Genomic DNA, 22,808 nt, shown 5'->3' with positions numbered 1-22,808 from the left:
TTTGATTTTTATCTTTAGTAAATAAATAAATAGAAAACGTTAATTTCTCTAGATAATTATATGGATAACATACGGGTTTTATAGGTGTTTAGATGTAGTATCAATGATATTAATATGCTTTGTGTTTTAATTTCGCCTCTTAATTAGCTAATTTAGCCCCCTGTAAAAATTTCTTGATGAAAACTTCATTCGAATTTGAGAAGCCGATTGCTGATCTGCAGCAGCAAATAGATAAAGTTAAACAAGTTGCAGAAAAAACAAAGGTAAATATGTCTGCAACACTAAACGAATTGGAGGAAAAACTGGAGACAGCCAAGAAAGAGATCTATTCTAATCTGACCGGCTGGCAAAAAGTACAAATATCCCGTCATCCGGAAAGGCCCTATACACTGCAGTATATTGAATCCATGTGTACTGATTTTATTGAAATGCACGGCGATAGAACTGTAAAAGACGATAAAGCGATTGTGGGTGGTTTCGCCTCTCTTGAAGGCCAGACAGTAATGCTGATTGGCCATCAGAAGGGAGTAAATACGAAAATGCGCCAATACCGGAATTTCGGTATGGCTAATCCGGAAGGATACCGCAAAGCACTTCGTTTGATGAAACTGGCAGAAAAATTTAACAAACCGGTTATCACGTTAATTGATACTCCGGGAGCGTATCCGGGTTTAGAAGCAGAGGAACGTGGGCAGGGAGAAGCAATTGCAAGGAACCTGCTGGAAATGGCACAGCTAAAAGTTCCGGTTATTTGTATCATTATCGGTGAAGGAGCCTCGGGTGGAGCTTTGGGTATTGGCATTGGTGATAAAGTGTACATGCTGGAACATTCCTGGTATTCCGTAATTTCTCCCGAAAACTGTTCCGCTATTTTATGGCGTACCTGGGATTTTAAAGAACGGGCCGCAGATAGTTTAAAACTTACTGCTGAAGATATGCTGAAAAATAAACTGATTGATGGCATAATTCCCGAACCGCTTGGAGGCGCACACAACGATCCGAAGGAAATGGCGCAAGTATTAAAAGAGCAGCTGATAAAAGATCTCGAAACGTTGTGTCAAAAAAATATAGATGAACTGGTGGATGAACGTATAGAGAAGTTTTGTTCTATGGGAGTGGTTGAAGAGTAAAAACGAATTTATCAGTCATAAAAAAAACCTCGCTAAGAGGTTTTTTTTATGACTGTATTTTTTATCTACTGCTGCAATGCTCCAAACCTCGACTGCAAGCCCTGAAGCTTATTTTTTATATTGGTAGCAACAGCTGTTTGTTTATTTTCTTCTGCCGTTTTTGCCAGCTCATTTAAAACGGTCATTCCCAACTGTATTTCATTCGAATTAATATTCTCAACACTTTGTATTATATCTCCCATGTACGTAAGTTCAGCGGCAATAAAACCGGCAGTTTGTGTAGCCAGGTTATTTGCTTTTGCTGCTTCGCCTAGCTTATATAACTGGTCAACTGTATAGTAACGGTATAAAACGGAATAAAACGAATAGTTTTTATCAGGAACCACTTCAATTGATTTCAGAAGTGCTTTTCTGGCCTTCTCTTTATCACCCTTTAAGGCAAGCTCTTCTGACAGCTGATTGAAACTTTTCAGGATAATGCTGATCATCCGGGTAGATTCCGGGTCAAGATAAGAGGCATTCTTCATATTGCCCCATCTGAACTTGTTCATCATATTGTTATACATCACATCTGCATTCAGCTTTTGTTCCTGATCAGTTGAATCTGCAGGATTTGTTTTAAGCGGAAGTAAGCGGTATGCGAAACCCTCATTGTATAAATATTTATCCAGGCCGATAAAGTTGCTGTTAGGAACGGTTACAGCAAAATAAATAGGCCGCTGCCAGTTGTTGTGAGCAAGAATGTCAATCATAGCCAGTTCAGTTTTAGAAACATAATTCTTGTTATATTTCCATTCCATAACCGGCGTAATGCTGTCTTTTAACGTAGGTGCTACTGTGTTAGTACTGATAACCTGCTCTGGGTCAACTGTAAGTTTAAAGTTTTTGGTTGGTAAGAAGTTTTCTTTACTTCCATCCTGCATAGTTACTTTATCGTTGTCATTATCGGACGTTAGGATATCAAATATGCTTTTTAACTCAACAGAACCATTCAACTGGTAATCAGAATACCGCAGAACATCACGGACGCCCTGAACAAACTTTGCATTTGGCATGGTGATAGGAAGTGCAGCCCCCTGGTTGGTTTTTTCTTTCATCTGGCGGATATACCAATCGGTACCCAAAAGGCTTGTATTAACGATACGAACGTCAGGTCTTATACCTTCTACTTCCTGAACATACCACAATGGGTAGGTATCGTTATCACCGTAGGTAAACAGAATGGCATTCGGAGCGCATGATTCCAGGTAATCAATAGCAAAGTCTCTTGCTGTGTATTTTTCAGATCGGTCATGATCGTTCCATCCTTCTTTCGCCATGATTACCGGAGCAGCTAAAAGGCCAATTACCGTTGCAATTGCTCCTGCGCCAAGAGGGTTCACTTTGTTTTTAAGCCATTCTGCAATTCCTGCTACCCCTAGGCCAATCCATATTGTAAACGCGTAAAAAGAACCTGCATATGCATAGTCACGTTCTCTGGGCTGGAGCGGTGTCTGGTTCAAATAGATAACGATGGCAACACCGGTAAAGAAGAATAATAAACCTACAACTCCTGCATCTTTCTGGTTACGTTTAAAATGCCAGAAAGCACCAATTAAGCCAAGAATTAAGGGTAAAAAGTAAAAACGGTTATAAGCATTATTTTCGGTTATGCTCGGTGGAAGATGTTCCTGAGATCCCAGACGCATCGCATCCAAAGGCTTTATACCGCTGATCCAGTTTCCTGATGTATAGTTTCCATGCCCCTGATCATCATTTTGACGCCCTGCAAAATCCCATAAAAAGTAGCGGGCATACATAAATCCAAACTGGTAGCTGAATCCAAATCCAAGATTTTGCGCAAAGGTAGGCGATTCGCTTTGCCCCATATTCATCCAGTCGCGATAAAAACCTACATGCTGCGGATCATCGCTGTACATTCTCGGCAACAGCGTATTACGGTCGTACACCTGTTCGAATTTTTTGCCGGCCACTTCGTATTTATTTTCTCCTTTACGGTAAATATTGCCACCTTCTTTATAGTCTATGGGCTGAGAATCAAAATACTGCCCGTATAAAAGCGGGCGGTCGCCGTATTGCTCACGGTTGAGGTAACTTAACAAGGCAAATACGTTATCAGGATCGCTGTTGTTTAAAACAGGATCAGCTTTTGCCCGTATCACAATCATCGAAAATGAACTGTATCCAAGTAAAATAAATACAAGCGAGATGAGTGAAAGATTTAAAACAGGCTTTGCTTTTTTAATGGAATAAATAATTCCATAAACAAGTCCGCCTATTATTAGCAGAGCGAAAAATAAAACGCCCGTTCCGAAGCCTAATCCCAGTGTATTAACAAAGAACAAGTCGAAATAAGCGGCAAATTTTACGAGATACTGTATAACTCCATACTGTATAACTGCAAGTATCACTATTCCCGTCAGCAATGCAAGAAGGGTGCCTTTGGTAGTTATATTCTGATTCCTTCTGAAATAATAAACTATCGCGATAGCAGGAATAACAAGCAGGTTGAGGAGGTGAACTCCTATAGAAAGCCCCATGATATAGGCGATAAAGATCAGCCATTTGTCAGCTCCGGGTTCATCGGCATGATGGTCCCATTTCAGGATGGCCCAGAATACAATGGCTGTACAAAGAGAAGACATGGCATATACTTCCGATTCAACGGCAGAAAACCAGAAAGTGTCAGAAAAAGTATAAGCTAAAGCACCAACAACACCCGAACCAATGATGATCATCAGTTTTGCTTTTGTTAATTCTTCGCCCTGTTTCCATACAATTTTTCGTGCAAGGGCGGTAATGGTCCAGAATAGAAAGAGAATGGTGGCTGCACTGGATAATGCAGAGCCCATATTCATCCAGTAAGCAATTTTGGTTTGATCTCCGGCGGCAAGCAACGAGAAAACTTTTTGTATCATCAAGAATAACGGAGCACCCGGCTGGTGCACAATCTGTAATTTATAAGCAGCAGCTATAAATTCACCGCAATCCCAAAAACTTGCAGAGGGCTCTAAAGTTAAAATATAAGTTACCGCGGCAACAATAAAACATAGCCATCCAAAAAGATTGTTTGTTTTAGTATAATTCATTGTCTATTGATCAATCCAAAAATGAATGCCGAAAATAGTGATAAGTATTAAATATTGCAGGTTAAGAAGTGTTAAAATTTACAGGGTGATATTAAAAGCAGCAGAATGTTTTTAAAAAAATAAAATTCTTTTGCAGGTTTTACTTTATCACTCTATATTTGCACTCCGTTTGAGAGGCATTTGTTCTTGAATTGGAATTGCCCGATAGTATAAAGGTAGTACAACTGATTTTGGTTCAGTTTGTCTAGGTTCGAATCCTGGTCGGGCAACAAATAAAAGGTATCGGATTGTGAAAGCACAATCCGAATTTTTTTTCGCCCTTTTAGAAAAATAAGATGCCACTGCAGTTTAATCCTGTTAAATTATTTGCCGGTTCAGGCAGTACCGCTTTAGCGGCTAAAATAGCTCAGGCTTATGGGAAGGAATTAGGAGATGTAATGTTATCGCGCTTCAGCGATGGCGAATTTCAGCCTTCATTTAACGAGTCAATCCGCGGGTCGGATGTGTTTTTAATACAATCTACCAACCAGCCTTTCGACAATTTAATTGAGTTATTACTGCTTACCGATGCTGCTAAGCGTGCCTCGGCTCATTATATCACGGTTGTTATTCCATATTTCGGAATGGCACGTCAGGATAGAAAAGATAAACCACGGGTAGCAATTGGTGCAAAACTGATGGCAAACCTGATTACTGCTGCAGGAGCACACCGTATAATGACGATGGATCTGCACGCGGCACAAATACAGGGATTTTTTGATATTCCAGTAGATCATCTGGATGCATCAGTAATTTTTGTACCTTATATCCGCAGCCTCAACCTCGAAAATCTGGTTATTGCTTCTCCGGATATGGGAGGTTCTTACCGGGCCCGTACTTTCGCCAAATTTTTTAATGCCGAAGTGGTGATTTGCGATAAGCGGAGAAAGCGTGCCAATGAAATAGAATCAATGTCTATCATTGGAGATGTTACCGGAAAAGATATTGTATTGATTGATGATATTTGCGATACAGCCGGTACGTTGTCTAAAGCAGCTGCCTTAATTATGGAAAACGGGGCTACCAGTGTCAGAGCGGTTTGTACACATCCTGTTCTGTCCGGTAAGGCGTACGAAACGATTGAAAACTCTGTATTGGCAGAATTAATAGTTACAGATACTATTCCGTTAAAGCACGAAAGCCCAAAGATCCGGGTTCTTTCTACCGCCGAATTGTTTGCAAAGGCAATTACCAATGTAAACGAATATGGTTCTATCAGTAATTTATTTCAAATAGAAGAATAGATAGCGTGGAATAAAAAGCCGGAAATTCAAAAAGGCTTTTTCAATACAAGCTTTACAATAACATTTTTAATTTTAACAATTTTTAATTTTTAATAACATGAAAACAATCGCTATTAGCGGTTCTCCAAGAGAGAGCGTAGGGAAACGCGATGCAAAACAGCTGCGTTACGAAGGTAAAGTACCTGCTGTATTGTATGGTGGACAAGGACAAACTCACTTTGCTATTGAAGCCAGTGAATTAAAAGGATTATTATACAGCCCGGAAGTTTCATTTGTAGAAGTAAATGTTGCCGGTGTTAAAACAACTGCCATCGTAAAGGATGCTCAGTTTCACCCCCTTACAGAACAGGTTTTACACGTGGATTTTTTCCAGTTAGACGAAAATAAACCGTTAACTATGGAAATTCCCGTTAAATTAACCGGAACTTCTCCAGGTGTTAAAATGGGTGGAAAGCTGGTTCAGAAATTACGTAAATTACGTGTTAAAGCGCTTCCAAAAGATATGCCTCAATATGTTGAGATCAGCATCGAGCCTCTTGAGGTTGGTAAATCAGTTCGCGTTCGCGATTTGAAATTTGATCAGTTCGCTATCACAAACGTAGCTGAAGATACCATTGTATCTGTTACAACTTCCCGTGCCCTCAGACAGGCTGAGCAGGAAGCTGCAAAAGGTAAATAATAGTACTTTACAGAAAAATAAGAAGGCAGTGCATAGTGTGTTTGTACTGCCTTTTTTATTTTAACGCTGTATAATTCTTTTTCACAAAATCATTGAAATAAATTTCTACTGAAGATAGCGGAACATCCCTATCCACTATCTTTAAATCCGGCCCTATTAAAATGTAATAGGGTAATTTGTTGTTATTAAATGTTTCAATATTGGCAGAGTATGCCCCTTTAAAATCGCAAACATGTAACCAGTTAAGTTTATTTTCTGAGATCGATTTTGTCCATTTTTCTTTTGTCTTATCCAGCGATATCCCAACTATTTCAAATCCTTTATTATGCAGCTCGTCATACAGGCTATGCGATTGAAAAAAATCATTGGTACTTGGTTTGTTCCAGCTTGCCCAAAATACAACAAGTGTGAGTTTGTTTTTAAGCAGATTCTTATCAAACGGCTTACCTTCGGGTGTTTCACCAAATACCTTTGGTATGTCTGATCCCGTATAGGATGAAAGAATATGTTCTATCTGCTGCTTAGTTTCAGTTGCATAAGGTGTTCTTTTTACCTTTTCCGATAAGTTATTATAAACTTTAAGAAAATGTTTCGGGTTGGTTTCGATTGCCAGTTGGCTTAAGAAGTAAGCGGATACCTTTGAATCAGGATGCGTAGAAATGAACATTTCTTTAATAGCGGCCTTTTTAGTATTCAGGACCTGTTCGGCTTTCCTTACTTTGTTTATCACTTCCTTTCCAGTCTGTGTCCTTTCAGCAGTTGCCAGCCATTTATCAAATGCTGATTTGGCCGCTACGTATTCATCAGTAGCCTTTCTCATTTCATTTTCTGAAAATTTATAATAAAGGTTTAAGTCTTTTTGGAGCGCAGATGAAGAACTGATAAGGATACCTCCCGGGATCTGAATCAAAGATTACAGCATATTTTCCTTTCTCCAGATACACGGGTGTTGAATTTGTATTGTCACTGCCCGAAATTTTAAGGCGGATGTCGTAGAATCCGGGATCTATGTTTTTTATAAAAGAAAAACTTCCGTTTTCCTTAATATTTTCGCCTGTAATTATGCTGTCTCCCTTAGCAATTAGTACCACACCCTCTTTTATCCCATTTGCTTTTCCTGTAATTTCTACTTTTTCTCTTGAAGAACAGGAAAGCAGAAGACTTAGTAGCAGTAAATATGGATGCGGTGTATATAGGTTTTTCATGGGCAATAGGTAAGGAACTGCTTATAATAATTATCTTCTTGCTAAGATAATTATTATACTTTTATTTTGCCTCCATGAAATACCTCGTAGTTGCTTTAGGAAATATCGGTCCGGAGTACGCAGATACCCGGCATAATATTGGTTTTATGATAGCCGATGAAATGGCTAAGCAAGCAGGGGTAAAGTTTTCAAACATGCGTTTAGCGTGGTATACCGAGTTGAGCCATAAAGTAAAAAAGATATTTTTGATAAAACCCACCACCTATATGAACCTGAGCGGGAAAGCGGTTAATTACTGGATGCATGAACTTAAAATTCCGGTAGAAAATATTCTTGTCCTTGTAGATGACCTGGCTTTACCTTTCGGAACAATCCGTTTAAAACCTAAAGGCGGCAATGCCGGGCACAACGGATTAAAAAGCATTGAATCACTGGTTGGAGGACAAAATTATCCGCGTTTGCGATTTGGTATCGGTGATAATTTTCCAAAAGGGCGACAGGTTGATTATGTACTGAGCAGTTTTGATGAAGATGAACAGCCGGCACTGCCAGAATTGATTGAGCGCTCCATCGAAATGATACAAAGCTTTGTATCGGTTGGTGCAGAATTAACCATGACCCGCTTCAATAAATAGATTCCCCAAAAGGCCTATTGTAAAAATTTTATGGAAAAGGGATTATTTAACATCTCTTAACAGAGTTTAACACAATATTTGAAATTTAATTTCTACTATTGTCAACTAATTATTTAGTTGATATTAAAGAAGCCCGACCATGAAACCACATCCCCTACTGATCCTAGTTGCTTTCCTGTTTTTTTCTGTCACTTTAAATGCGCAAAACGTTGATTTTTCTATAAAAGGAACGGTTGTCGATTCACTTACGAAAAGGCCCCTGGATTATATAACAGTAAGCCTGAAAAACGAAGCCGGGCAGGCTGTAAAAACTGCACTTACAAAAGACGACGGTTCATTCAGTTTTTCTAAATTAAGTAAGGGAAAATATTCGTTAACCGTAATAGCGGTGGGTTATAAAGCAAAAATAGTAAATGCCAGCCTCACTGAAGCAAAGAATGCTGTTGATCTTGGTTCTGTTTTAATTTCTTCACAAAATAAGCAATTGAATGAAGTGGTTGTAACTGCCGACAGGCCATTGATAAAGCAGGAAGTTGACAGAATAGCATACGATGTTCAGGCAGATCCGGAAAGCAAAGTTCAAAATGCACTGGATATGATGCGAAAAGTTCCTATGATAACTGTTGACGCGGAGGATAACATTAAATTAAAGGGCAATGGTAACTATAAAATACTTATCAACGGTCGCCCTTCCTCTATGATGGCCCGTGATCCAAAGGAAGTGTTAAAAAGCCTTCCGGCAAATACCATATCAAAAATTGAAGTAATTACAAATCCACCTGCAAAATATGATGCTGAAGGTCTGGCGGGCATAATTAATATAATCACTAATAAAAAGATTGATAATGGATATAATGCCAGTTTAGGAACCCGGTATAATTCAATCTGGGGCCCGGGTGTAAATACCAATGTAACTATTAAGGGTGGTAAAATTGGTTTTTCCGGCTACGGCGGTTCCAGCTGGCAGCAAGCTCCTGCAAGAACTTTCACTAATTCAAGAATTGGGATTATTCCATCTTCCTTTCTGATGCAAAATGGTTCGAATAAAAATACCGGCAATTACAGTTATGCAGGTGGAGAGTTAAGTTATGAGATTGATACATTAAACTTAATTACCGGATCATTTGGCTTAAACAGGTGGAATGGAGATCAATCAAATTCTCAGATTTCAGCTTTGTATGACCAGGAGGGAGGCAGCCTCGAGCAATCTTATCAATTAAATAATAGTGGTGATATGGGCTGGAATGGCTTTGATTTAGGCTTAAATTACCAGTTAGGGTTTAAGCGAAGCAAAGATCAGCTCCTTACGGGAAGTTATAAATACAGTGATTCCAAAGATCAGCAGTTTAGCGAATTGCTTACTTCCCAACAATTTGAATATACGGGCAAAGACTATCAGCAGGAAAATAAGTCAGGTTCAAGAGAGCAGACTTTTCAGTTGGATTATGTACATCCGGTTAAAAAAATAATAGATATTGAAGGCGGACTGAAGGCAATTTTAAGAAATAATTTCAGCGACTTTGAGTACAGAAACAAGAATGCAAGCGGTGATTACATAAAGGATGAGAATGCGTCAAACCAGTTTGACCACAGGCAGGATGTGTATAGTTTTTATAATTCGTATAATCTGAAGCTAAAAAACTGGGGATTACGGGCCGGCTTACGGTTAGAAAGAACTACCATTGATGCAAATTTTGCTACAACAAACTCCGGTCTGGAAAAAAGTTACAATAATTTCATCCCCTCCATTTCTGTACAGCGTAAGTTTAAAAATATGAGTAGCTTAAATCTGGGGTATACACAACGGATACAGCGTCCGGGCATATGGCAGCTAAACCCTTTTATTGACCGGTCAAATCCCAGGTTTATAAATCAGGGAAACAAGGACCTGGATGCGGTGCTTAATCACACGTTTGACCTTGGATTCAGCACTTTCAAAAAGGGATCCATAAATCTTGGCCTGAATTACTCGTTTGCTAACAACACAATAGAATATATATCAGAGCTTAACCCGGTTGATACGGTAACTTATACCACATACAAAAATATTGGTAAAAATAAGCGTGCAGGTATAAACGGAGGGTTAAATATTAATCTCACTAAAAAATTGAGTATGAACCTGAACGGAGACGTTTCTTATGTTTGGCTTGAAGGGTTTCTAAACAGCAAAATGTATAAGAACGACGGCTTGCAGGGCAATGCCTACACCTATTTCGGCTACTCGTTTGATAAAAATTGGCGAGTTAGCGTAAATGCCGGTTATTACAGCGGGTGGCTAACTCTGCAGGGAACTTCCAACCCGTATATTTATTCTTCTGCCAGTATTTCTAAAGAGTTCTTCGATAAAAAAGCCTCACTTAGCATGAGCGTAAGCAATCCTTTCCAGAAATACCGGGAGTATAAAAATGATCAGGTTACCCCCGATTTTATTCAACGGTCGAGGTACCAGAATTTTTACCGCTCATTTAATTTTGGCTTTAATTACCGTTTTGGTAAACTTCAGCAAGGTATTAAGAAAAATAAAAGAGGGATAAATAACGATGATGTTCAGGGAAAAAGCAGCGGCGGCGCTCAATAATAATTATGATAGTTTACGGAATTAAAAATTGCGACACAGTAAAAAAAGCATTGAACTGGCTTAACCAGCACCAGATTCAGTACGAATTTCATGACTTTAAAAAGTTAGGAATTTCAGAGGATAAGTTGAGTGAGTGGGCTCAGAAAACGGGATGGGAAAATTTGATAAACAAACGAGGAACCACCTGGAAGAAACTGGATCTTCAAGTTCAGCAAGGGATAACAACAGATAAAGCGGCATTTACTCTGATGCAGGAAAAAACCAGTGTTATAAAACGGCCCATTATTGAAAGTAATAATGTTCTGCTTTTCGGCTTTGATGAAGAGGCGTTTGAGAAGCAATTACTGTAAAAGTAAAACTGTAACATTTGCTTTACTGTTATTCCCTGTTTAAAAATCTTAACAGGGAAAGTTTTATCTTCCAAAATTTATTAATCATAACATGAAATGGAAATTGTATGCCAGTGTAATGCTGGCTTTAATTATTAGTGAGAGTTCAGCGCAGCAAAATTCATCAGGTACATCAGCCCAGGTAACATCGAGGTATAATTACAATGATGCCTTTGGACCGATGTTTTATACTAAGAATGGGAACGAATACCGTACTGCAAGCGGCCAGCCGGGCCCTAAATACTGGCAGAATAAGGCCGATTATAAACTAGATGTAAAGCTTGATGAGGCAACCAACCGAGTAACCGGATCGGTAATTCTTACTTATACCAATAACAGTCCCGAAGAACTCCCATTCCTGTGGATGCAGCTTGATCAGAACTTATTCAAATCTGATTCACGGGGAAACGCTATTATTCCGTTAAATGGCAGCCGGAACGGAAGTCACGGCCAGTTTTTTGACGCCGGCTATAAAATTGCATCGGTTAAATTATTATCAGGAGATAAAGCGACTGACGTAAAATATGAAATTAATGATACGCGTATGCAGGTATTTCTACCTGCTGCATTAAAATCTTCAGGCGGACAATTAAGGCTGAAAATAGAATATTCCTTTATCGCTCCTGATTATGGATCAGACCGCATGGGTGTATTGCAAACAAAAAATGGAAAGATTTTTTCGATGGCGCAATGGTATCCGCGGGTAGCGGTATTTGACGATGTGTCTGGCTGGAATGTAATTCCTTATCTTGGTCCAAGCGAGTTTTACCTGGAATATGGAAACCTTGATCTGAATATTACGGTTCCATCTAACCATATCGTTGTTTGTTCCGGAGAATTATTAAACCCGCAGGAAGTGTATACAACCGAACAGCAAAAACGCTGGGCTGAAGCTGCAAAAAGTGATAAAACAGTTGCCATCCGGTCTTCGAAAGAAGTGAATGATGCACGTTCAAGGCCTTCAGGAAAAAAAGAGTTAACATGGCACTATAAAATTTCAAATGCACGCGATGCAGCCTGGGCTTCATCTGCTTCTTTTATTGTTGATGCAGCGAAAATAAATCTACCAAGCGGCAAAAAATGCCTGGCAATTTCGGCTTATCCGGTAGAAAGCGCAGGCGATTCTGCATGGGGACGATCTACTGAATATACGAAAGCGTCGATTGAGTTTTATTCAAACAAATTATACGAATTCCCTTATCCAGCTGCCACAAACGTGGCAAGTAATGTTGGCGGTATGGAATATCCGGGTATCGTTTTCTGTGGATGGAAAGCAAAAGGAGATGCTTTGTTTGGCGTAACAGATCATGAATTCGGGCACACCTGGTTTCCTATGATTGTTGGTTCAAACGAGCGCCTGTATGCGTGGATGGATGAAGGTTTTAACACTTTTATTAACAGTCTCTCTACAGAAAATTTTAATAATGGTGAATATCGGGAGAAAAAACCGGATATGCACAAGCAGGCTACGGTGTTAACCAGCCCTTACTTTGAGCCGATATTGAGCAGCCCCGATAACATGAGAGAACAAAGTATTGGTTATCTGGCATACTTTAAACCGGGAACAGGCCTTACTTTACTGAGAGAGCAAATTTTAGGGCCGGAACGTTTTGATCGTGCTCTTCGTACCTATATTGAGCGCTGGGCTTTTAAACATCCAACTCCTGATGATTTTTACAGGACAATTGAAAATGTGGCCGGTGAAAATTTAAACTGGTTCTGGCGGGGATGGTTTATCAATAACTGGCGATTTGATGCCGCAGTACTGGACGTGAAATATGCCGATGAAAACCCTGCAAAAGGAGCTTTAATAACAATTGCCAATTTGGAAAAAATGCCTATGCCAGTTGTTCTTGAAGTGAAAACTGTAAGTGGTAAAACAGATCGTGTGAAATTGCCGGTCGAAATTTGGGAAAGAAATATCACCTGGACTTTTAAATATCCATCAACTGAAAAAATTGAATCGGTAACGTTTGATCCAGACCACGTACTGCCGGATCACAATTCGGAAAATGACGTTTGGAAAGCAAGTAGCAAGTAAACATCATAAAAGGTGCTTAAAAAGTAATATATTATCAGGGATGTAAAAAAGTGTAGAAACGTATTGTTAAAATGCTTTTAATTAACAAATTACAGTTGTTCGTTTACATTTTTTGCAAAGATATACTACATTTCAGGCACCTTTTTCTGTAACAGGATTAAGGTAAATAGAAACTAATGCGGTTATATTTGATGGAATCTGTTTGATTCAATAGATTTGTTTTTTCCAAACAACCGCATTAAGATTTGAGTGAGAATTATCAGGAACTTTGGGCTCGTTTCCGAAACGGGGATCAGCAGGCATACGAGAAGTTAATACACAAGCTTAGCACGCCGCTGTATGGTTACGGGATGCGGATAATTCATGACCATGAATTTGTGAAAGACTGCATTCAGGATGTTTTTTTTGAACTTTGGAACCGCAGAAAAAGGATCAGCCAGACACCATCTGTAAAATCATACCTCTTTAAAGCCATCCGGTTACGGATATTCAGGGAATATAAAAAGTGGGATAAAACAGATTCTTTGGATGATAACTACCACTTCCTGGTAGAATTTAATATAGAAACAAAAATTATAGAAGAACAATTGTCGGAAGAAACCGAATCACGTATTAAAAAAATACTGAACGAACTTCCAAAAAGACAAAAGGAGATTATCTACCTCCGCTTTTATGAAGGTCTGAATAGCGAACAGATCGCTGAAATAATGGGAGTTACTAAACAGTCGGTTTATAATTTATTACGTGACTCCATCCAGCGTTTAAGGAACGAATGGTTCAAAGTAGCTTTCTCAATTCTCTTTGGATTTATTTGAATTTTGTCTCCTGATAATCAGATATTTATTCCTGTTTGAAAAAAAAAGTTCATTTTTTTTCAGTAGAAATCTCCCCTTCAGGTATATACCTATATACAGGTGCATCTATAGCCTGAGCAGCCAATGACCGATTACAACAACTTTGAAGCAGAAGACTTTTTAAGTGACGATTTCTTTTTAGACTGGGTAATAAACAATTCCCGGGAAAAAGATGTTTTTTGGCACTCATGGATCTCTCAGAATCCGGACAAGGCTATAGTTGTGCAGCAGGCAATTGATATTATTCGTTCTGTTCACATTAATCCCGTAGGAGAGCTAAGTCAGGCAGAAATTGATGCAATGGTAGAACGTTTAAGAGAAAGGCAATTTCTAAAAAAAGAAGTAAGGCCTTTGTTTTACCGATCTTCCTGGCTTCGGATAGCTGCGGTTTTATTACTTGCGAGTGTGGCCGGCCTTGTCTATTTTAAAAGAGAGCAAAAGGTGGGCAGCAATGCCAACAAAAGTAACAGCTTAACTCAATCGGATATTTTAATAAAAAAAATTAATTCAGCATCCTATCCAATGCTGGTAAAATTGTCTGATAAATCTTCTGTGGTATTACAGCCGGGAAGCGAAATTATGTATCCAGGCGTGTTTACTGCATCGAAAAGAGAGGTTTTTTTAACAGGGGAAGCTTTATTTGAAGTAAGTAAAGATGCAAAAAGGCCTTTTCTGGTGCATAGCGGCGATATGGTTACCCGCGTATTAGGAACAAGCTTTACTGTAAACGCTAAAAAAGGAGCGAAACAGTTTGAGGTAATAGTTAACACCGGGAAAGTCTCTGTTTATTACGAGAAGCCGGCTTCTGCTTCCGATAATAAAAAAAGACCTTTATCTGAAGTATTATTAACGCCGAATGAGAAAGTTGTTTACCTGCGTACTGAAGAACGTTTGGTTAAAACACACCTGCCGAAACCGCTTGAACTGTCTAAAGAAGTATCAAAGACTTCTTTCAATTTTAATGAAACGCCATTTTCTGACATCGTTAAGGCAATAAGTCGTGCTTATTCCGTTACTATTATATATAACGAAAAGAACTTAGCCAATTGTCCTTTAACAGCTACTCTTGCTGATCAGTCGCTTGATGAAAAGCTGGATTTGATTTGCAGAGCAGTTGAAGCACATTACTCTATTAATAACGGGAAGGTTATAATAGATGGCAAAGGATGTACTACAACTACAACTAACTAACAAAGTATTAAACTAAAACAAAGCGCCTATGCAATTTGAAATTTAAAACTAAACCACTTTAAAAAAGAACCGCCAGTGTTGCAGCACTGACGGATCATTCTTCATCCCCCGATTCAATACAACATTGTTGTAAACAGGGATTTTTTGTCGAATTACTAATCAAATTCAACCATTAAACCAAACTTATGAATAAAAAATCATTTTTACTGACAATTATGAAAATCAGTCTCTTACAATTGTCAATAGCGATCTTTCTTATGGGGAGTGCTGTAGCCCGCGATGGCAGGGCGCAGGTGCTGCTTGAGAAGGTTACCCTAAATGAAACAAACAAGGAGATAAGTGAAGTACTGAATTCTATTGAAAAACTTACCAATGCACGATTTATTTATAGCTCTGCTTTGATACAATCTTCCCGAAAAGTAAGCTTTTCTGTAGAGGGTAAAACACTTCAATACGTACTTGATATGGTGCTTCCACCATTAAATCTATCTTATGAAGTTTCAGATAATACTATTGTATTAAATCGTAATTCGGAAACGCCTTCAGTAACATCGGTTTTGCCCGAATTAAGTACGCTCGATGTACAGGCACCTGTTACAGGTACAGTTACCGATGAACAAGGAGAGCCCTTGCCGGGAGTAAGCGTTAAAGTGAAAGGTAGTAGTATGGCCACCACAACAGACGCAAACGGAAAGTTCTCAATCAATATACCAGATGCAAATGCAACACTGGTGTTTACATACATTGGATTTACTACACAGGAAGTAGCACTTAACGGCCGTACTTCAGTAACTGTACAACTTAAATCAACTGCCACTGCGCTAAATGAAGTGGTTGTAGTTGGATATGGTTCTGTACAAAAACGAGAATTAACCAGTGCGGTAACTACTGTTAACAGTAAAGATTTCCTTCCGGGTGCCGTAAACAGCCCTTTGCAAATGATTGAAGGTAAAGTTGGAGGGGTAACAATTTCTAACCCTGCAGCTGCCGACCCCAATCGTAGTACAGACGTGCAGGTGCGTGGTGCTGCTTCTGTTGAAGCGGGAAATGGTCCGTTAATTGTTATTAACGGAATGCCCGGAGGAGATTTGCGTAACGTCGCTCAGCAGGATATAGAATCTATTACTGTATTGAAAGATGCTTCTGCTGCTGCTATTTATGGTTCTCGCGGAGCAAACGGTGTTATTCTTGTGCAAACCAAAAAAGGCCGTGCAGGTAAAGTAACGGTTACCTACGACAGTTATATTGAAAAAGATGTGGTAGCAGAGAAACCTGATATCCTGTCACCGGAAGAGTTTTTGGCGCATAAACGGGATATTGATTTTGGCGCAAGAACAAACTGGTACGATCAATTGATCCGTAAAGACAATTTCGGGCAAAATCATTATTTATCAGTTGCAGGAGGTAGTGAAAATACTGTCTTCCGTATTTCCGGTAATTTCCGCGATAAATCAGCAATTGATATTGCTTCTGATCGGAGAGAATACGGCTTTAATTCTAATTTCCAGCAGAAAGCACTGGATGGCCTGCTAGAGTTTGGTGGAAATATTTCGTATCGTATTGCAAACGAAGAATTCACCAATTACGGTGCATTCCAACAAGCTGTTAAGCTGAATCCAACCATTGCTATCATGGACCCGAACGATCCGTTAAAATACAACACATTACAGGGCTACGATACTTACAATCCTGTTCAGGATTTACTTGCAAGGGAGAACGGTGCTGATAACACTTATTCAATCGTCGACTTAAACTTTAAACTGAATATTTTAAAGAACTTAAACACCGAGTTGAAGCTTGCACGTCAGGGACACGACCGTTTAGGCCGGGAGTATTATACTTCTGGGTCTGCAGAATCTGTAAATAACGGCAGAACAGGACGAGCAAGGTTACAGGATGAGAAGTGGACTGATTATACACTAGAGTGGCTAGGTAATTATTACACCCATATTAATAAACATGATATTAAATTAATGGGAGGCTATTCTTACCAGGAATTTAATAATAATGGTTTCTGGGCAGAAAACATGAACTTTCCTTCAGATGCCTTTGGTTATGATAATCTGGATGCAGGAAGCTGGAACCGGGAGAGTGGCCGTTTAGGTATGGATTCCTGGAGGAGTAAGGAAAAAACAATCGCTTTCCTTGGCCGTGCAAATTATAGCTACGATGACACCTATTTCTTAACAGCTTCAGCACGTTATGAAGGTAATACAAAGTTTGGTAAAAATAATAAATGGGGATTATTCCCGGCTGTATCTGCAGCATGGCGTATTTCCAGACTACCTGCCATTCAAAATATAAAAGCAATTAACGATTTGAAGCTACGTGTTTCATATGGTGAAACTGGAAGGTCCGGTTTCCCTCGTTATACCTCACTTTCTCGTTATACAGGATATGGTCGTTATTTAAATGATGAAGGAGAGTGGATACAGGTTTACGGTCCTGCAAATAACTTCAATCCCAATCTGCAGTGGGAGAAAGCTATTTCTTACAATATAGGTTTAGATTTCTCTTTATTCAACAATAAGCTAAGCGGTAGTTTAGATGCGTTTAACCGTAAAAGTACCGATCTGCTTTCAAACTATGATGTACCGGTAGGCCCATATGTTCAGGAACAAATATTTGTTAACGTAGGTTCAACAAGTGCCAAAGGTCTTGAACTGAATTTGAACTGGAATGCCGTAGATACGAAAAACTTTACCTACAATACCAGCATTGCAGCTTCTTATACCAAAGCAAAACTCACTTCATGGTCTAACGATGAATTTCAGTCTGGCTTTAGGTATTTACAGGACTTACCGTCTCCAGGAAACCCTGGTCCGGCTTACCGTTTAGAAGACGGAGTTGAACTGGGTAGCTTTTATGGATACAAATATGCCGGAGTTGATGAAAACGGAAAATTCCTGATCTGGAAAAACGGTATCGAAGGTGGTGAAGCAATTGATGCAACAAACGAAGGAAACATTGACAGAGACCGCGTTTATCTTGGACACGGAGCTCCGCATTATGAGTTGGGCTGGGGTAACACCTTAAGATACAAGAATGTAGATCTGTCCCTGTTTTTTAGAGGAAGGTTTGATTATAAGATATTGAACCTGTATCAGATGTATTACGGTTTACAGGCTGAACCTGGAGTTAACTTACTTGAAGATGCATATACTAAGAACGGACATATTACTTCGGGTAAGGTAATTAGTGACTATTACTTAGAGAATGGTGACTATTTAAAACTAGATAATTTAACCTTGGGATGGTCTCCAAAATTGAAGCTAAAACGTATAGATAATTTAAGATTATACGGGACCATCCGGAATGTATTTACACTTACTAACTATAGCGGTTTAGATCCAACTACAGTAGGTGTAACAGGTTTAACCCCGGGGTATGGAGATTTAAATGTATATCCTATTACAAGAACTTTTTCAATAGGAGCACAAATTACTTTTTAATCAAAATTAAATCTTAGTATTTATGACAAAGAAATTTAAAATTATATACCTGCTGCTTTTAACATTTGCAGCAACATCCTGTACGAAACTTGACGAAGAACCCTTTAGTGATTTAACTGCCGAAAATTATTACCAGGATAAGAATACTGTTATTGCAGCAGTAGTACGTCCTTATGAGCATGCACACTGGAATGGATGGGATGGAGACCGTTGGTTAATTTCAGAATTGACTGCAGATAATTTTGTGTGGACTCAAAAGGGAAAACACGGTTATGATGGTGGCGACTGGGTTCGCTTACATGGACATCAGTGGACTCCTGATGATAATCATATCAATGGTGGTTGGGTAGGCCCGTATCAGGGAATTGCACAATGTAATATATTGATCCAGGATATGTCTAAACTGGATTATCCTAAACTTGGATTAACCGAGACTGACAAAGCGCAGAATATCGCTGAGCTAAGAACGCTTAGGGCTTGGTTTTATTTATTTCTGATCGATTATTTCAGAAGTGTTCCTATTGTAGAAACGCCACAGCAGATAGTGGGACAGTCAACACCTCAGGAAGTATTTGCTTACATTGAGAAAGAATTAACCGAATCCTTGCCAGGTTTACCAAAAAATGGTAAGGTTGGCAGATGGGATCAAGGTGGAGCAGCAGCCTTACTGGTTCGTTTATATCTTAATGCGGAAAAATGGACCGGAACTGCAAAATACACTGAGTGTGCCCAGGTTGCTCAGGACATTATCTCGGGTAAATACGGAGCTTATGCTATCGATGCAGACTACCGTGGTCCATTCCGGTCTGGAATCGAAGGATATCGTTCTCCTGAAAATATCTTTGAATTCCCGCATGCAAAAAATATCTATGAATTTAGCTGGATGTATAACGCTACCATGCACTATCAGTCAAGATACTCATTAGACAATGACTGGGGAGCATGGAACGGAATTCACTTAACGCCATCCCGCGATTTGGACGGAAATTTATACGCTTACAAACTCGGAATGCCATACGAAAGGTATTCAAACGATGATAAACGTAAACAGCCTTTCAAAACAACCGGGAAGGGTGTACAATACGATGGCTTCTTCCTGGTAGGCCCCCAATACGAGTTTAACAAAGCTCAAGGATTTGGCTTTGACAGTACCAAAGTTGTAAATGGAACTGAAGAGTACAATGGAAAACCATTAGTGTTTGTAGACCAGGTAGGCCGTTTTTCTGAGAAACCTGCAGGCAGATGGGGAGAGGGGTCACATGTTACAACTGGTGAAGAAAATTCAGGAGTACGTTTACTAAAGTTCCCTTGGCTTCCAATGTCTGAAAATTTATTCATGTTCAACTCTGCACCTGAAATTCGCCTGGCTGAAATCTATTACTCACTTGCAGAATGCAAATATAGGGCAGGGGATAAAGCCGGAGCAGCAGCCTTATTAGATGCTGTACGCAAAAGGAACTTTCCTGAAGATAAATGGGCGACAAACAGTTATGTAACTAATCTTGCCCGTTTAACTGATGATGAGTTTGTGATTGAACTTGGCCGTGAGTTTCTGGGAGAACGTCACAGAAGAACAGACCTGGTGCGTTGGGACAGATTTGGAGAAGAATGGTGGGATAAGCAAAAAGATGGCAAAGACAGATCGGTATTCCCTATTCCGGCCCGTCAGCTAAACGCCAACCCATTATTAAAGCAAAACGGATACGAATAATTTGGTTAGTTAGTTAATAAGTTGAGGCTGCCGGTACGCCGGCAGCCTTTTTTATTGTTACCCGGCAGTAGTAAGTTCCAGATGCTTCATCACTGCTTTTATCTCGCTATATGAAATAGTGTCACCCAGCGCCGTTTTCATTTCGCTTAAAGAAATAGGCCGGTTTTCTGCCATGAATTCTGTGATTTTTTTAACTTTTTCCTTCGATACGATGTCATAAATCTCAACATCGCCGGTCGAAATAAAATGAGCAAGGTGCCCTTCGATGGTTGCAGGAGTCAAATTTCTTTCCGATGCAATTTCCTGAATAGTTCTTCCCGATTTATACAAGTCTAAACTTACTTTTTTAGTATCAGCCTTTACCTTTTCTTCTTTTACATCCAGCTTAATTGGGTGTGTTGTAATATTGTTTTTTTCACAATAAGCAGCAATCATACCAAGGATATCTTTACCGTATTGTCTTATTTTTTGTTTACCGATACCTTTCACAGTTTCAAGTTCATCCAGACTTAACGGCAGGGCCGCCACCAATGCTGCTATTACCTTTGTTGGCAGTACAATATAAACCGGAATATTATTTTCTGCTGCCAGTTGATTACGCCAGTTTTTTATTTGAGTGTAAAGTTCAGGGTGAGTGATTTCTTCTGGAGCAGATACTTTAACAGGAACAGCTGCTTTCAAACTGTTGGAATAATCAATTTCGGCGTTGGTTTTTGTTTTAAGATAGGTTGTCGTATTAAATCCGCCAGTACTGTTTTTTAATGAACAAAGTTTAACAAAAAGCTCTTTTTTAAGGTTCTCCATTGCATCGGTAATGCTTTTTCTAACCGCTTTATTATCAGTTTCAATGCTTATTTTCTGGCTGTTCCCCTGTATTTCGTTTTCAATTTTTCCGATAAAATAAGTGCAGGCTTTTTTTACACGTTCCTGTAGTATCACATTCTCTTCGGGTAAACTTTCTTCTGTTATCAGTCTTTGTAATTCTCGTAAAAAGGTATCTGCCACCTGGTAAATGTCTTTTTCGGCGATTGTTCTTATTTGATTTAAGCGTTCATTTACAGAAGGTGGTAAGAGATTGTCATGCTCTTCTGTTATTTTAGTGCAGTAGAAAAGCCTGCTTTTAAAGGATCTGAAATCGAACAGCTCAAACAGCATTGATTTTTGAAAGGCTATTTTAGACGATGTCAGAAGTGTTTCGCCAGGAGCGTTCTCTTCTGCTTTTCGTGTGTAAGAAGAAACAGTGTCGTCAGTTTTAACGCTGTTTAGAGTAATTGGAGTTCGTAAAACCATCCCTTCAAAGCTTTTGCAACGGCTAAGCGCCACATATACTTGTCCGTGAGCAAAAGAAGAACTCGCATCAATAATCGCTTTCTCAAATGTTAATCCCTGGCTTTTATGAATGGTAATTGCCCATGCCAGTTTAAGCGGATACTGAATAAAAGTTCCAATAACCTTTTCTTCAATTTCTTTTGTTCCTGCATTCAGCTCATATTTTATATTTTGCCATTCAGCTTTGCTTACACAAATTTCTGCTTCGTCAGAAGGGCATTTCACGTAAATAGTTTCAGCATTTATCCGGATAACTTTTCCTATTTTGCCATTGTAAAAAAGCTTATCCCTGGAGCTGTCATTTTTTACAAACATTACCTGTGCGCCCACTTTTAATTCCAGTTCTGTAACGGTAGGATAACTGTATTCAGGAAATTCATCGTTAATAGTTGCTTTAAATGTATGAGGTTGACTTTCTATTCCTTTTAGTTTGGAATAATTGATTTCTCCTGCCGTTGTATTATGTGTGGTTAAGGTGATATAGCCATCCTCATCGTTTGGTATAAAATCAGGGATGTGTCGCTGCTTCAGTCTTATTAAAGTTTCAGCATCAATTTTATTTTCACGGATACAATTCAGCAAATCAATAAAATGAGCATCAGACTGCCGGTAAATGTGTTTCAGTTCAATACTTACAGGGGCAGTTTGCTGCAGTGCCTTGCTGCTGAAAAAATAGAGATTGGGATAAAAATTTTTCAGTATCTGCCATTCTTCGGCCTTTACTACAGGAGAAAGCTGGTGTAAATCTCCGATCATCAGCAGCTGAACACCCCCAAAAGGTTTTGTCCTGTCTTTATAACGGCGCAGCACTTCGTCAATTCCATCCAGCAGATCAGCCCTTACCATACTGATCTCATCAATAACCAGCAGGTCCAGGCTTTGAATAAGATTGATCTTCTCCCGGTTAAACTTTTTATGTCTCTGCGAACTTTCCTGATTCGAACTAGCGCCGAGGCCTTGAGCGATATAAGGCCCGAAAGGCATCTGGAAAAACGAGTGTATAGTAACGCCGCCAGCATTAATTGCTGCAACGCCGGTGGGAGCTACAACGGCTATTCTTTTAAGGGCGTTCTTTTTTAAATTATGAAGGAACGTAGTTTTCCCGGTTCCGGCCTTGCCGGTGAGAAATATATTTTTATTAGTGTATTGGACAAAGTTATAAGCTAAATCTAATTCTTTATTAGAACTCATTGATTATTGGTATTGAGATTATACAATAATACTAATTTGTTTAGTATTATT

15 protein-coding genes and 1 tRNA gene are annotated in these 22,808 nt (G+C 39.2%); 12 read left to right on the top strand and 4 right to left on the bottom strand.

The features are described from left to right. Positions 1–176 precede the first annotated feature (176 nt). Positions 177–1,130, top strand: coding sequence for an acetyl-CoA carboxylase carboxyltransferase subunit alpha (locus tag ACLCDL_RS13685; protein ID WP_423148903.1), 954 nt, complete (start codon positions 177–179; stop codon positions 1,128–1,130). 65 nt (positions 1,131–1,195) lie between these two features. Here the strand turns inward: ACLCDL_RS13685 and ACLCDL_RS13680 are convergent, their stop codons facing one another. Beyond that, positions 1,196–4,219 carry a glycosyltransferase family 117 protein gene (locus ACLCDL_RS13680; protein WP_423148902.1) on the bottom strand — a complete coding sequence of 1,008 codons (3,024 nt, stop codon included), beginning with the start codon at positions 4,217–4,219 and terminating at the stop codon, positions 1,196–1,198. A gap of 198 nt (positions 4,220–4,417) precedes the next feature. On the opposite strand from ACLCDL_RS13680, the gene ACLCDL_RS13675 reads away from it, so the two are divergent. The 3 genes from ACLCDL_RS13675 (at position 4,418) to ACLCDL_RS13665 (ending at position 6,181) form a co-directional block, all read left to right on the top strand. Beyond that, a tRNA-Gln gene (locus ACLCDL_RS13675) sits at positions 4,418–4,488 on the top strand. A gap of 66 nt (positions 4,489–4,554) precedes the next feature. Further along, complete coding sequence (locus ACLCDL_RS13670; RefSeq protein ID WP_423148901.1) at positions 4,555–5,502, top strand: ribose-phosphate pyrophosphokinase; 948 nt, start codon at positions 4,555–4,557, stop codon at positions 5,500–5,502. 97 nt (positions 5,503–5,599) lie between these two features. Next, on the top strand, positions 5,600–6,181 hold the full coding sequence (locus tag ACLCDL_RS13665; protein WP_423148900.1) for a 50S ribosomal protein L25/general stress protein Ctc: 582 nt from the start codon (positions 5,600–5,602) through the stop codon (positions 6,179–6,181). 55 nt (positions 6,182–6,236) lie between these two features. Here ACLCDL_RS13665 and ACLCDL_RS13660 read toward each other — a convergent pair whose 3' ends face one another. Continuing rightward, positions 6,237–7,001, bottom strand: a complete 765-nt coding sequence (locus ACLCDL_RS13660) for a TlpA family protein disulfide reductase (protein ID WP_423148899.1) — start codon at positions 6,999–7,001, stop codon at positions 6,237–6,239. A gap of 16 nt (positions 7,002–7,017) precedes the next feature. Further along, positions 7,018–7,386: a hypothetical protein gene (locus tag ACLCDL_RS13655; RefSeq protein ID WP_423148898.1), complete on the bottom strand. Its 369-nt coding sequence runs from the start codon at positions 7,384–7,386 to the stop codon at positions 7,018–7,020. A gap of 74 nt (positions 7,387–7,460) precedes the next feature. Here ACLCDL_RS13655 and pth point away from each other — a divergent pair, with 74 nt between their 5' ends. From pth to ACLCDL_RS13615, 8 genes are all read left to right on the top strand, one after another. After that, on the top strand, positions 7,461–8,021 hold the full coding sequence (gene pth / locus ACLCDL_RS13650) for an aminoacyl-tRNA hydrolase (protein ID WP_423148897.1): 561 nt from the start codon (positions 7,461–7,463) through the stop codon (positions 8,019–8,021). Positions 8,022–8,160: 139 nt separating this feature from the next. After that, positions 8,161–10,599 carry an outer membrane beta-barrel protein gene (locus ACLCDL_RS13645; protein WP_423148896.1) on the top strand — a complete coding sequence of 813 codons (2,439 nt, stop codon included), beginning with the start codon at positions 8,161–8,163 and terminating at the stop codon, positions 10,597–10,599. Positions 10,600–10,604: 5 nt separating this feature from the next. After that, on the top strand, positions 10,605–10,949 hold the full coding sequence (locus tag ACLCDL_RS13640) for an ArsC family reductase (protein ID WP_423148894.1): 345 nt from the start codon (positions 10,605–10,607) through the stop codon (positions 10,947–10,949). A 91-nt stretch (positions 10,950–11,040) separates the two neighbouring features. Further along, positions 11,041–13,029, top strand: coding sequence for a M1 family metallopeptidase (locus tag ACLCDL_RS13635; protein WP_423148893.1), 1,989 nt, complete (start codon positions 11,041–11,043; stop codon positions 13,027–13,029). Between the two features lie 245 nt (positions 13,030–13,274). Continuing rightward, positions 13,275–13,844: an RNA polymerase sigma factor gene (locus tag ACLCDL_RS13630; protein WP_423148892.1), complete on the top strand. Its 570-nt coding sequence runs from the start codon at positions 13,275–13,277 to the stop codon at positions 13,842–13,844. A 123-nt stretch (positions 13,845–13,967) separates the two neighbouring features. After that, the gene (locus ACLCDL_RS13625; protein ID WP_423148891.1) at positions 13,968–15,074 is read left to right on the top strand and encodes a FecR family protein; all 1,107 of its coding nucleotides are present in this window, start codon (positions 13,968–13,970) and stop codon (positions 15,072–15,074) included. Between the two features lie 185 nt (positions 15,075–15,259). Further along, on the top strand, positions 15,260–18,526 hold the full coding sequence (locus ACLCDL_RS13620) for a SusC/RagA family TonB-linked outer membrane protein (RefSeq protein WP_423148890.1): 3,267 nt from the start codon (positions 15,260–15,262) through the stop codon (positions 18,524–18,526). Between the two features lie 22 nt (positions 18,527–18,548). After that, positions 18,549–20,237 (top strand): RagB/SusD family nutrient uptake outer membrane protein, encoded by a 1,689-nt coding sequence (locus ACLCDL_RS13615; protein ID WP_423148889.1) that lies wholly within the window; start codon positions 18,549–18,551, stop codon positions 20,235–20,237. Between the two features lie 57 nt (positions 20,238–20,294). Here ACLCDL_RS13615 and ACLCDL_RS13610 read toward each other — a convergent pair whose 3' ends face one another. Further along, positions 20,295–22,757: a helix-turn-helix domain-containing protein gene (locus tag ACLCDL_RS13610; RefSeq protein ID WP_423148888.1), complete on the bottom strand. Its 2,463-nt coding sequence runs from the start codon at positions 22,755–22,757 to the stop codon at positions 20,295–20,297. Positions 22,758–22,808 lie beyond the last annotated feature (51 nt).

It is taken from the genome of Rubrilithobacter danxiaensis (assembly GCF_047272945.1).
Taxonomy (GTDB): Bacteria; Bacteroidota; Bacteroidia; order Sphingobacteriales; family Sphingobacteriaceae; genus Rubrolithibacter; species Rubrolithibacter danxiaensis.
Note: the sequence above shows the minus strand (reverse complement) of the source record. Positions and strands in the feature narration are given on the sequence as shown.